At 59.6% G+C, this 12,197-nt stretch carries 12 protein-coding genes; 7 read left to right on the top strand and 5 right to left on the bottom strand.

Going from position 1 to position 12,197, the window contains the following annotated elements; translation table 11 throughout:
* Nucleotides 1-130: 130 nt before the first annotated feature.
* The 3 genes from CQ009_RS03020 (at nucleotide 131) to CQ009_RS03030 (ending at nucleotide 3,269) form a co-directional block, all read left to right on the top strand.
* Entirely contained in the window at nucleotides 131-880 is a 750-nt protein-coding gene (locus CQ009_RS03020) for a hypothetical protein (RefSeq protein WP_105704832.1), read from the top strand.
* Between the two features lie 160 nt (nucleotides 881-1,040).
* A complete protein-coding gene (locus CQ009_RS03025; RefSeq protein ID WP_105704833.1) occupies nucleotides 1,041-2,255 on the top strand; it encodes an MFS transporter in 1,215 nt (404 codons plus the stop codon).
* 228 nt (nucleotides 2,256-2,483) lie between these two features.
* A complete protein-coding gene (locus CQ009_RS03030; protein ID WP_064389200.1) occupies nucleotides 2,484-3,269 on the top strand; it encodes a sulfite exporter TauE/SafE family protein in 786 nt (261 codons plus the stop codon).
* On the opposite strand, the gene CQ009_RS03035 is transcribed toward CQ009_RS03030, so the two are convergent.
* Complete coding sequence (locus CQ009_RS03035; RefSeq protein WP_105704834.1) at nucleotides 3,251-3,724, bottom strand: GNAT family N-acetyltransferase; 474 nt, start codon at nucleotides 3,722-3,724, stop codon at nucleotides 3,251-3,253. The two genes, CQ009_RS03030 and CQ009_RS03035, sit on opposite strands and share 19 nt — an antisense overlap.
* A gap of 208 nt (nucleotides 3,725-3,932) precedes the next feature.
* On the opposite strand from CQ009_RS03035, the gene CQ009_RS03040 reads away from it, so the two are divergent.
* A complete protein-coding gene (locus CQ009_RS03040) occupies nucleotides 3,933-4,499 on the top strand; it encodes a DUF4174 domain-containing protein (RefSeq protein ID WP_064389202.1) in 567 nt (188 codons plus the stop codon).
* 151 nt (nucleotides 4,500-4,650) lie between these two features.
* On the opposite strand, the gene ampC is transcribed toward CQ009_RS03040, so the two are convergent.
* Nucleotides 4,651-5,817, bottom strand: coding sequence for a class C beta-lactamase (gene ampC / locus CQ009_RS03045; protein ID WP_105704835.1), 1,167 nt, complete (start codon nucleotides 5,815-5,817; stop codon nucleotides 4,651-4,653).
* A gap of 160 nt (nucleotides 5,818-5,977) precedes the next feature.
* Between ampC and CQ009_RS03050 the strand changes: the two genes are divergently transcribed.
* Nucleotides 5,978-6,850 (top strand): LysR family transcriptional regulator, encoded by an 873-nt coding sequence (locus CQ009_RS03050; RefSeq protein ID WP_105704836.1) that lies wholly within the window; start codon nucleotides 5,978-5,980, stop codon nucleotides 6,848-6,850.
* A 130-nt stretch (nucleotides 6,851-6,980) separates the two neighbouring features.
* Here CQ009_RS03050 and gudD read toward each other — a convergent pair whose 3' ends face one another.
* Nucleotides 6,981-8,324 (bottom strand): glucarate dehydratase, encoded by a 1,344-nt coding sequence (gene gudD / locus CQ009_RS03060; RefSeq protein WP_105704837.1) that lies wholly within the window; start codon nucleotides 8,322-8,324, stop codon nucleotides 6,981-6,983.
* Between the two features lie 40 nt (nucleotides 8,325-8,364).
* Complete coding sequence (locus CQ009_RS03065) at nucleotides 8,365-9,711, bottom strand: MFS transporter (protein ID WP_064389206.1); 1,347 nt, start codon at nucleotides 9,709-9,711, stop codon at nucleotides 8,365-8,367.
* A gap of 348 nt (nucleotides 9,712-10,059) precedes the next feature.
* Between CQ009_RS03065 and CQ009_RS03070 the strand changes: the two genes are divergently transcribed.
* A complete protein-coding gene (locus CQ009_RS03070) occupies nucleotides 10,060-10,773 on the top strand; it encodes a FadR/GntR family transcriptional regulator (RefSeq protein WP_064389207.1) in 714 nt (237 codons plus the stop codon).
* 92 nt (nucleotides 10,774-10,865) lie between these two features.
* A complete protein-coding gene (locus CQ009_RS03075) occupies nucleotides 10,866-11,099 on the top strand; it encodes a hypothetical protein (protein ID WP_105704838.1) in 234 nt (77 codons plus the stop codon).
* A gap of 128 nt (nucleotides 11,100-11,227) precedes the next feature.
* Here the strand turns inward: CQ009_RS03075 and CQ009_RS03080 are convergent, their stop codons facing one another.
* Nucleotides 11,228-12,124 (bottom strand): DMT family transporter, encoded by an 897-nt coding sequence (locus tag CQ009_RS03080; RefSeq protein ID WP_105704839.1) that lies wholly within the window; start codon nucleotides 12,122-12,124, stop codon nucleotides 11,228-11,230.
* Nucleotides 12,125-12,197 lie beyond the last annotated feature (73 nt).

Genomic DNA, 12,197 nt, shown 5'->3' on the forward strand with positions numbered 1-12,197 from the left:
TTGGTTGTGGCGAAGGTGCCGGAGGTCGGCTGGTCATGCGCACCACTGCACTTTTTCGCAATCGGCGGCTCTATCCATGGCCAGGATGCGGTGACTCCCGCCGCACAGGAACGTGCCTGATCGAGAATTCATGCCGAGCGCTTTTCATCTGATTGCCCCTTTTTTTCGTCGTCCGTGCGTGCTGCTCGTCTGTTTGTTGTCGCTGCTGTTCAGTGGTTGCAGCCATCAGGACGGCAACGGCTTCTTCAACCAGATGCGTGACGGCAAGCCGCAGGAATTCTTGCAGACCAGCGTCGACCGCATGGCCACCCTGGCGATGCGCGACAACCTCAACAGTCTTTACCGCTTGCAAGCCAAGCTGTACCTGCGCAACCCGGACGAGCTGCGCAAGTCAGGCTTTCTCAACATCCATGCGGCGGTGAAACAGGTGCGCCAGGCCATCGAACAGCAACAGCCGCTGCCGGTGCTGGGCGGTCGCAAGGATCTGGCGGCGCTCAGTTATGCGATGAGCCCGGAGTTTCTCGGTGACCGCGTCGGCGCCTTTATTTATGCGATCGGCAGCATGCTCGTCACCGCCCACGGCAATCGCACCGAGTTCTACATGACCGACGCGATTAACCCGACCTTCGTCCACAACGCCGCGCGCAATATCGAAAAAGCCACGTGGATTCTGTCGCAACGGCAGAACACCGCTGGCCAGCCACTGCTGTTTTCCAATGAGATCTCGGAGGAGGGCACCAACCTGAGCTTCGCCACCGAGTTCAGCAAGATCGTTGCGCGACTGGACCTGATCACGCAGATGCTCGATGAGCGTTATCGGCGGATTGGCCTTAACTACGCGCAGAGTCTGCTGTTCCTGAATTTCCTACCCGTCCAATAAAACCCCTGTAGGAGCTGCCGCAGGCTGCGATCTTTTGATCTTTTTTACGATCAACGTCAAAAGATCGCAGCCTGCGGCAGCTCCTACAGGTTAGAGTTGCGGTCGATAAGTTTGTATACAAGTTTTAGTAAAACTAGATCCAAAAGGAGCTGCACCTGTCATGACCGACCCCGCAAGCGCCGATTTCACTCGCGTCGACCGCACCGCCCGTGCGGACAAATTGCCCTACGCCGCGTTACTGGCCTTCGCCATGACCGGTTTCATCGCCATCCTCACCGAAACCCTGCCTGCCGGACTGCTGCCGCAAATCGGCGCCGGGCTCAACGTCAGCGAAGTGCTCGCCGGGCAACTGGTGACGCTGTATGCGCTGGGTTCGATTGTCGCGGCAATTCCGTTGACCGTGGCCACGCGCGGCTGGCCGCGGCGGCGAGTGCTTTTGATGACAGTGGGCGGGTTTCTGGTGTTCAACACCGTCACCACGTTCTCCAGTCATTACGGCCTGACCCTGGCCTCGCGTTTTCTCGCCGGGATGGCGGCAGGGCTGTCATGGGGAATCATGGCCGGTTATGCGCGCGGCATCGTGCCCGTGCATCAGCAGGGGCGGGCGCTGGCGATTGCCATGCTCGGCACGCCGGTGGCGTTGTCGCTGGGCACGCCGGCGGGCACGTGGCTGGGCAATCTGATCGGCTGGCGCGCGTCGTTCGGGATCATGTCGGCGCTGGCCCTGGTGCTGGCGGCGTGGATCGTCATCGCGGTACCGGATCGTCCGGGGCAATCCAGCGAGGAGCGTTTGCCGCTGCTCGAATCGCTGCGCCTGCCCGGTGTGCGGCCGGTGCTGTTCGTGGTGCTGGCGTGGATGCTCGGGCACAACATTCTCTACACCTACATTGCGCCGTTTCTGATGCAGGCCGGGCTGGCCGATCGCGTCGATCTGGTGCTGCTGGTATTTGGCCTGTGTTCGCTGGGCGGGATCTGGATCATCGGTCTGCTGGTGGATCGCTGGTTGCGCTGGCTGACGCTGATCAGTCTCGCGGTGTTCGCCTTGACCGCATTGGTGCTGGCGCTGGCGGCGCCGTCGCCTCTGATCATTTATGCGTGCATGGCGGTGTGGGGCTTGTCGTTTGGCGGTTCGGCCACTTTATTGCTGACCTCGGCGGCGGACTCGGCAGGCGAGCATGTCGACGTGGTGCAGGCGATGCTGACCACTTCGTGGAACGTAGCGATTGCCGGTGGCGGCTTGTTCGGCGGCTTGCTGCTGGACCGGGCAGGGGCGATGTCGTTTCCGTGGGCGTTGTTGATTCTGTCGCTGATCGCCCTGGCCACGGTGTGGGCCAACAAGACCCACAGCTTCAAACCGGGCCGAAGGGTGCACTGAATCTGCATCCACCACCTAACCCTGTAGGAGTGAGCCTGCTCGCGATAGCGGAGGGTCAGTCACTGAATCCATCACTGATAGACCGCTATCGCGAGCAGGCTCACTCCTACAGTAAAGCGATGGTGAGGTCGATATGGCATAACGATAGACCGCATCGATATATGTGGTTATAAGAAAAATCGCTATGCTGCGGGCCAGATTTTTCCTGTCGTTTTTCTGGACGGTTTAATGGAATTGGCAAATTTCGGCCTGGTGATTGCCGGGCTGGTGGTGGGTTTTATTGTCGGCATGACCGGTGTCGGCGGCGGTTCGTTGATGACGCCGATCCTGCTGTGGTTCGGCATCAACCCGGCAACAGCGGTGGGTACTGACTTGCTGTACGCCGCCATTACCAAATCCAGCGGCGTCCTCGTTCACAGGAAGAACAAGAATATCGACTGGGCCATTACCGGTTGGCTGACCCTCGGCAGCGTGCCGGCGGTGGCCATGACCTTGTGGTTCCTCAGCACCCTGCATACCGCGCCGGACGCGATGAACGCCATCATCAAACAAGCGCTGGGCTTCGTGCTGTTCGCCACGGCGCTGGCGATTTTCTTCAAGAAGCGCTTGCTCGACTTCGCCCACAAACGCGCCGGCGGCAACTACAACCCGAGCGGCACGCGCTTGAATGTGTTGACCGTGATCACCGGTCTGATCCTCGGCACCATGGTCGCGCTGACGTCGATCGGTGCCGGCGCTTTGGGCACGGTCGCGCTGTTCATCCTCTACCCACTGCTGCCAACCCGTCGTCTGGTCGGCACCGAAATCGCCCACGCCGTGCCGCTGACCCTGGTCGCCGGTCTTGGTCACGCGAGCATGGGCAACATGGATTGGGGTGTGCTGGGGTTCCTGTTGGTCGGCTCGTTGCCAGGCATCTGGCTCGGCAGCCACCTGACCGGACGCATCTCCGATGAAGTGCTGCGCCCGTGCCTGGCGACGATGCTGGTGCTGATCGGTTACAAACTGGCGTTCTGAGTGGTGAATTTCATCACCGTCACCGGCAAGTCCTCGTACACCAGTTCTTCAACCACCTGCCAACCCAGTCGCGCATACAGCGACTGTGACGTGTCGGTGTACAGATACAACTCCCGCACACCCAGCGCCGCCGCTTCTTCAACCACTCGATTGACCAGTTGCGAAGCAATCCCGCGGCCGCGCTCCTCTGCCTTCACATAAACCCCGGCCAGCCATGGCGTCAGGTTCGGGCGCAGCTTCAGATCGCTTTCAATCAGCAATGCGCCGCCCAGCAGTCGCGAACCCTCAAGCGCTACCACCACGCTGGGCACTGCACCTTTGCCACAGGATTCACGCATATGCTCGATGCGATGTTCGACGGTTTGTCCGGGCCGAAACTCGCCCCATTCATTGAAGTTGAGCGTGGCCAGTTCTTCGATCAATTCGGGGTGATCGCACAGGTAATCGATGTGCATGGGGGTGAACTCCATTTCATGAGCAGAACCACCACCCTAATGCGGTCATAAAAGGTAATCAAATCCGCGTTGCGATCACCTCGGATATGTTGCGCAATGTCGCGCCTGTCCTAAGCTTCTGACTAGGCGGAAGATATTTGCCGGGTTGTCCCGGAACAATCGCCACGATGCGCAATCATTAGAGCGTGGATATCAAAAGGAGATGCGCATGCTCATCAGGTCACTGACCCTGACACTCTTGCTGGCGATTGCCGGCCCCTTGTTCGCCGCTGACAACGATTCGCCCATCGCCGGGGATATGGGCCGCGCCCGACCGCTGATCGTGATCGCACAAAGCACTGTTGACCCGGTGTGGGTGGCTTTGAAAAAGTCGCTGGAGGATCCCGCCAACAAAAAGGGCGTCGCCGACCGCAACATCAAGGTCTACACCATCCTCAACATGGCCGGCCAGCTCGACGGCAAGGACCTGGGCCAGCAAGACACCATGGCGCTGCTGCGCTCGCTGAAACTGGGTGCCGGGGCGTACCCGAAAGTGTTCCTGGTGGGCAAGGACGGCGAGACCAAGCTTTCGGCCTCGGGGGACGAAGCGAAAGCGGTGGATTTGAAGAAGATCTTTGACACCATCGATGCCATGCCCATGGCCGAGAAGGAAGCGGCCGCTGCGGCTGCCCAAGCGCCGGCGGCTGCCGAACCGGAGCCTGCGAAAGGTGCCAAAAACGCCAAACCTGCCAAGCCTGCGAAACCGAGCAAGCCGCCGGAAATGCCGGATGATTGATTGCATAAGCGAGCACTGAAAAATGGGCGATCTCAGCAAGATCGCCCATTTTTTTCGCCTGCAAAAAGATCGCAGCCTGCGGCAGCTCCTACATTGACCGAGTGAACACCCGATCCTGTAGGAGCTGCCGCAGGCTGCGATCTTTTGATTTTCAGTCAGCGACAGCGCTGAGAATCGTATGGGCGATTTTCACCCGCTCAGGAATCGGGAAGTTCTTGTTGGCCATGATCACGATGCCAACATCCTTGCTCGGCACAAACGCCACGTAAGTTCCGAAACCACCGGTTGAGCCGGTCTTGTTGATCAGCACGTCATGCGGCTGCGGTTGCGGCGGATTCAGCCACTGCACCTTGTGCGCTTCCATGGCCATTTCCGTCGAGTTGCCCGCCAGCAAGCGGTCGAGGCTGATCGGGTAGCGATACATTTCCCAACCCAAGCCTTGAGTCATGTCGCCCACCGTGTAGTAACCGGTGTGGGTGTTGGCGATGGTTTTTTGCAGGGACGCTTCCAGCGTTTCAGGTTTCAGGTTGGCTTGCACGTAGCGCAACATGTCCACGGCGCTTGTTTTCACGCCGTAGGCTTGCGAGTCCAGCGCGCCGGGGGTGACGCGGACCGGTTTGCCATCCTTGTTGTAGCCCTGCGCGTACAGGCTCATCTGCGCGGCAGGCACACTCAGGTAGGTGTGCTGCAAACCGAGTTTCGGCAGCAGGGTTTGTGTCATCGCCTGATCAAACGGCTGGCCGAGGCTTTTCGCGGCCAGATAACCGAACAGGCCCAGACTCGGGTTGGAGTACTGGCGATGGCTGCCGGCGGGATATACCGGTTTCCACTGTTGGAAATAGCCGAGCATCTTGTCAGACGAATCCGCGTCGTCCGGGAATTGCAGAGGCAAACCGCCGGCACTGTAGGTGCCCAGTTGCAACACACTGATGTTGTCGAAGGCACTGCTTTTCAATTCTGGCCAGAGCCGGCTGGCTTTGGTCGACAGGTCCAGTTTGCCAGTGGCCTGGGCGTAACCGGCGAGGGTGGCGGTGAAGGTTTTGCTCACCGAGCCGATTTCGAACAAGGTGTTTTCGCTGACTTTCTGCCCGGTGTCTTTCGCCGCCACACCGTAGTTAAAGTAATGCGCCTGACCGTTGATGGTCAGCGCTACGGTCAGGCCGGGAATGTCCTGTTGTTGCATCACCGGTGTTACCGCATCGTTGACCAGTGTTTGCAATTGCGCGTCGCTGGGTGCGGCGGCCAGGCACGAGGTGGCCCCGAACAACAAGCCGACAGTGGCACAGGAAATGACTTTGCTCGATTGGATGGATGACATGAATGAACCACTCTCCATGAGTGTTGATAGTGTTGTCCCGCTACACTGCGGACGATTTATTCGTTGGGCGGCTGATCAGCGCCGCCAATCTAGTCAGCGCGGCGCCAATCGGCAAACGACGAAAACTCGCACGAGCCATTAGAAAAATTTGGGACTGGACATGATTCGACCTCAATTGCCGCTCAACGCACTGCGCGCCTTCGAAGCCTCGGCGCGACACTTGAGTTTCACTCGCGCGGCGGTGGAACTGTGCGTCACGCAAGCGGCGGTCAGCCATCAGGTGAAAAGCCTGGAGGCGCAACTGAACGTGACCTTGTTCAAGCGCCTGCCCCGTGGGCTGATGTTGACCGGTGAAGGCGAAACCTTGCTGCCGGTGCTGAGCACCTCGTTCGATCACATCGCGCAGATGCTCGAGCGTCTCGCCGGTGGCCAGTATCGCGAAATGTTGACCGTCGGCGCAGTCGGCACCTTCGCCGTGGGTTGGCTGTTACCGAGGCTGGCGGATTTCCGGGCGAAACATCCGCTCATAGATTTGCGCCTGTCGACCAACAACAATCGCGTGGATGTGGCGGCGGAAGGGCTGGATTACGCGATTCGCTTCGGTGCTGGCGCATGGCATGGCATCGAGGCAACGCGGTTGCTTGAGGCGCCGCTGTCGGTGTTGTGCGTGCCGGAGATCGCTCGGCAATTGCAGTCGCCGGGGGATCTGTCGCAGCAAACCCTGCTGCGTTCTTATCGCACCGATGAGTGGACGCAATGGTTTCAGGCTGCCGGGTTGGCGACGCAGGCTGCACCGCCGCAGAGCATCGTGTTCGATTCATCGCTGGCGATGATGGAAGCCGCATTGCAGGGTGGTGGGGTGGCGCTGGCGCCGCCGCTGATGTTCGCCCGGCAACTGGCGGCGGAGGCGATTTGTCAGCCGTTTGCGATTGAAATCACCACCGGCAGTTACTGGCTGACCCGGTTGCAGTCACGCCCGGAAACAGTGGCGATGACCGCATTCAAAGACTGGCTGCTGCAAATCTCTGGTTGAAATAAATGCCCCCTGTAGGAGTGAGCCTGCTCGCGATAGCGGTGTGTCAGTCAACATTTACATCAACTGACACACCGCTATCGCGAGCAGGCTCACTCCTACAGGGGCAGTGGTGGATTGGAGATCAGGTTCAGCGCACCAGACACGGCCGCTTGTTATCGAACTTCCACCCCGGAATCAGAAACTGCATCGCCACGCTGTCGTCCCGCGCGCCGAGGCCCATGCCTTTGTACAGTTCATGAGCCTTGGCCACCTGATCCATATCCAGCTCGACACCCAGCCCCGGTTTTTTCGGCACTTGCACCAGACCGTCGACAATTTGCAGCGGCGCCTTGGTCAACCGTTGGCCGTCCTGCCAGATCCAGTGAGTGTCGATCGCGGTGATCTCGCCCGGCGCCGCAGCGGCAACGTGGGTAAACATCGCCAGGGAAATATCGAAGTGATTGTTGGAGTGCGAGCCCCAGGTCAGGCCCCACTCATGGCACATCTGCGCCACGCGCACCGAACCCTGCATGGTCCAGAAATGCGGGTCGGCCAGCGGAATGTCCACCGACTGCAGCTGAATCGCGTGGCCCATCTCACGCCAGTCAGTGGCGATCATGTTGGTGGCGGTTTTCAGCCCGGTGGCGCGGCGGAATTCGGCCATCACTTCACGTCCGGAATAGCCGTTTTCCGCACCGCAGGGGTCCTCGGCGTAGGCCAGAACGTGATGTTGATCGCGGCACAAGCGGATGGCTTCTTTCAGTGACCACGCACCGTTCGGATCGAGGGTGATGCGCGCATCAGGAAAGCGTTCAGCCAGCGCCGTCACCGCTTCGATTTCGGCATCGCCGCTGAGCACGCCGCCCTTGAGTTTGAAGTCCTTGAAACCGTATTTAGCGTGGGCCGCTTCGGCGAGGCGCACCAGTGCTTCGGCCGTCATGGCCTTCTCGTGACGCACGCGGAACCAGTCATTGTCGGCGTCCGGTTCGCTGCGATAGGCGAGGTCGGTTTCGCGCTGATCACCGACGTAGAACAGATAGCCGAGCATCTTCACTTCGTCGCGTTGCTGACCTTCACCGAGCAGCGCTGCGACCGGCACATCAAGATGCTGGCCGAGCAAGTCGAGCAGGGCCGCTTCAAGGCCGGTGACCGCGTGAATGGTGATGCGCAGGTCAAACGTCTGCAGGCCACGACCACCGGCATCGCGGTCGGCGAAGGTCTGGCGCACCTGATTGAGGATCTTCTGCCAGGTGCCGATCGGACTGCCGATCACCAGGCTGCGCGCGTCTTCCAGCGTCTGGCGAATGCGCTCGCCACCGGGCACCTCGCCGACGCCGGTGTGGCCGGCGTTGTCCTTGAGGATGACGATGTTGCGGGTGAAAAACGGCCCGTGGGCGCCGCTCAGATTGAGCAGCATGCCGTCGTGACCGGCCACCGGGATGACTTGCATGTCGGTGATGATCGGGGCTTTGGCGGTGTCGTGTGCGGTCATGGTTTTTATCCTTCTTATTCGCAATCTTTAAAAATGGACGTCAGGCGTGCTTTGGCGCGGCGTCGACCACGGCATTTTCAGCAGCGGGTTTCGGTGTGGTGCGCGCGAAGAAAACAATGATCGCGGCGATGATCGAGGTCGCGGCCAGACCATAGAGGCCGCCCTGAATCGAACCGGTGTGTTCTTCGAGCAAACCGAACGTGGTTGGCGCGACGAAGCCGCCGAGGTTGCCCACCGAGTTGATCAACGCGATCACTGCCGCAGCAATGCGCGCATCCAGATACGCCTGCGGAATCGGCCAGAACAGCGACGAAGCGGATTTGAAACCCAGCGCGGCAAAGCAGATCGCAACGAAGGCGAAGATCGGCCCGCCGGTGGTGGACATGAACATCCCCGCAGCGGCGATCAACAATGCAGTGGCGACCCACGCCTGCTGGTGTTTCCACTTGGCCGAGAACGAAGCGAAGGCGTACATGCCGATGATCGACAGCAACCACGGAATCGAGTTGAACAGGCCGACCTGGAAGTCGCTCATCTCGCCCATTTTCTTGATGATGCTCGGCAGCCAGAAGGTCGCCGCGTAGATGGTCAATTGAATGAAGAAGTAGATCAGGCAGAACAGGATGATCTGGCGATCCTTGAGCAGTTTGCCCATCGATGGCCGGATCGGCGTCGCGGCTTCGCGGGCCTTCTGTTCCGCGTCGATGGCGTTGACCAGTGCGTCCTGTTCGGCGCGGGTCAGCCATTTCGCGTCGTGGGGTTTGGCGTCGAGCCAGAACCAGACGAAGACGCATAGGCACACCGAAAACATCCCCTCAATGAAATACATCCATTGCCAGCCGTGCATGCCCAGCCCGTTGATCTGCAGGAGCAGACCGGACAACGGACCGGAGATCAGCGAGGCCACGGCGGAGCCGCTGAGGAAGATCGCAATCGCCTTGCCGCGTTCAGCGCCGGGCAGCCAGCGGGTGAAGTAGTAGATCACCCCGGGGAAGAACCCGGCCTCGGCCACGCCAAGCAAAAAGCGCAATACATAGAAGTGGGTTTCGTTCTGGATGAACGCCATGCCGGCGGCGACCAGGCCCCAGGTGAACATGATGCGAGTCAGCCAGATGCGTGCGCCGACTTTCTGCAGGAGCATGTTGGAGGGGACTTCGAACAGCGCGTAACCGATGAAGAACAGACCGGCGCCGAAGCCATAAGCGGCGGCACCAATGCCCAGGTCATGTTCCATGTGAGTGCGGACGAAACCGATGTTCACCCGGTCAATGTAATTGACGATGAACATGATCACGAAGAGCGGCAGGACGTGGCGTTTGACTTTCGAGATGGCCGACGCGAGTGTCGAATCGACGCCCTCGTTCATCCCGGAGACGGAGGTTTTCACTTGGTTTTCTCCCACTGATTATTTTTATGCGGGGTAGGGGCTGGGTGCTGCGTTGTTGATAGACATCATACAACTGCATTTTTTTGTCCTACAAGTGGGGAGGGCCGATTAATTTTTTCTGGATGGGCGGTTTTTTATTCCTTTTCGCGTTCATACCTAATGTTTATTGGGTTTTATCGCCAAAGAACTGCTCAGGGCTTCTTTGGCTGTACACGTTTAATAGTCAAGAAGCCTGGAAATTGTGTTGGTTGATTTGAGTGTTGTCATACAAGTTGCAGCGCTAAAATCAATCCCAACCGCCGTGCGCACGATGCTACGATCCGCAAGACCCGATCGCCGGAACCGACCATGCAAGAAGACCTCGACGCCCCCGCCCGCAAACGTGCGCACAACCTTGCCCATGACCTGGTGGAGAAACTCACCCAGAGCATCCTGCTCGGCCAGTTATCGCCCGGCGACAAGTTGCCCTCGGAGAATTCCATCGTTCAGGAGCACGGCGTCAGCCGCACCGTGGTGCGCGAGGCGATTTCCAAATTGCAGGCGTCGGGGCTGGTCGAGACGCGGCATGGCATCGGCACGTTTGTGATCGAGCGCGCAGCGGAGCAGGGCTTGCGCCTGAATGTCGACACGGCGCTCGGTGTACGCAGCATTCTTGAATTGCGCCTGGGCCTGGAAACCCAAGCCGCCGCATTGGCCGCGCAACGGCGTAGCGAGCAGCAATTGCTGCAGATGCGTCAGGCCCTGGACGACTATCAACGTTTGCTGGACAACAACGACAGCTGCGTCGAAGCGGATCGACGCTTTCATTTGCTGGTTGCCGAAGCCACCGGCAACGTTTGCTTCAGCGAGATCATGCAGCACTTGGGCAGTGCCATGATCCCGCGCAACCGGCTGAATGCCGCCGAACGCGGCGCGGCGGATCTGAGCAAGCTCGGGCAACTGGCCCATCTGGAGCATGAGGCGATTCTGAATGCGATCAAGCGTCAGGACGCGGATGCAGCCCGGGCAGCGATGTGGCTGCACTTGACCAACAGCCGTGATCGTTTCTCGGCGCAGGGTTGATCGCCGTTGGTCTGTTCGATAGCACGGCGATCACAGGGGCACTTCCAAGTGATATGGCCCGGGTTTTCCGGACCTCCTTGGTGAGGTGTGTCATGGCTAACGACTTGCTGTTTCAGGGTGGTGTTCTTCCCACCGATCCGACCCGGCCGATGCCCGGAACCGATGAGCCGACATTGGCTGATCATGATTCACCGATGGGTATGCCCCCGGGTCAGGATCCGCTGAGCGATGCCGACCGGCCCGAGGACTGGAAGGATCCGGCGGCGGATGATGAAGACGTGCTGCCGGCGGATGAGCCGACGCCATTGTCCGATGATCGGCGCTGAATCCTGGTTGTTGTGCTGGATTTACCGGCCCCTTCGCGAGCAGGCTCGCTCCCACATTTTGGAATGCGTTCTCCCTGTGGGAGCGAGCCTGCTCGCGAAGACTGTATCAGCCGCAAAACCATTTCAGATCAGACCCCGGCAGCCCGAACATCGCCAACCCGTCGCTCCAGATTCAACGCCAACACACTGATCAACACCACCACCGACCCCACCAGCACCAGTAATGTCGGCCGCTCAGCCAAACCAACCGACGCAATCCCCATCGCCGTCGGCGGTATCAGATACAACGTCATTGTCGCCCGGCTCAGATCCACATGCTTGAGCACAAATCCCCACGCCAGATAGGCCAGCGCACTGGGAAATACCCCTAGCGCCAACACCGCCCATTGCGCCCGCAGCGGCGCTTTCATCACGGTGTCCCCCAGCCCTGGCAGATAGATCAGCAGCATCAACGTCCCCGACCACACCGCATAACAGGCCAGACTGAAGCCGTCGTATCGCCGCGCATGATGTTTTTGCAGCGCGAAATAAATGCTCCACGACATCGCTGCCAGCAAGATCAGCAAGCCATGGACATCGATAGCCCCCAAACCCTTATCGCCGCTGACCACGATCACCACGCCAACAAACCCGAGCAACACACAACCCCAACGCCAAGCGCTGACTTGTTCCCTGAACACGAATCGGGCCAGCAGTGTGCTGAACAGCGGGCTCGATTGTGCCAATACGCTGGAGGCGCCGGCACTGACGCTTTGCTGGCCGATGTTCAGTGCGACGTGATGCAGGCTCACGGCGAAGAATCCCAAAGCGAACAACAGCGGCACATCGCGCAGATGTGGCAGGCGAATGCCCTTGAACGCAGCGATCAACGCCATGAACAGCGAGGCCAAAAGAAACCGCAGCAACGCCAAATGTCCGGGTTCATAGGCTTGCAGGCCGATGTGGATGCCGGTCGGCGAATAGGCCCAGCAACCGACGACAAATGCCATCGCCAGGAGGATTTTCAACGGGGAAGGGTGCGGCATGATCGGGCGCTCGGTGGTGTTGATTCGGCCGAGTATCCGGGCGCCCGATCATTCGCCACAACTGACTTATACT

The sequence above is a fragment of the Pseudomonas sp. MYb2 genome (assembly GCF_002979955.1).
Taxonomy (GTDB): domain Bacteria; phylum Pseudomonadota; class Gammaproteobacteria; order Pseudomonadales; family Pseudomonadaceae; genus Aquipseudomonas.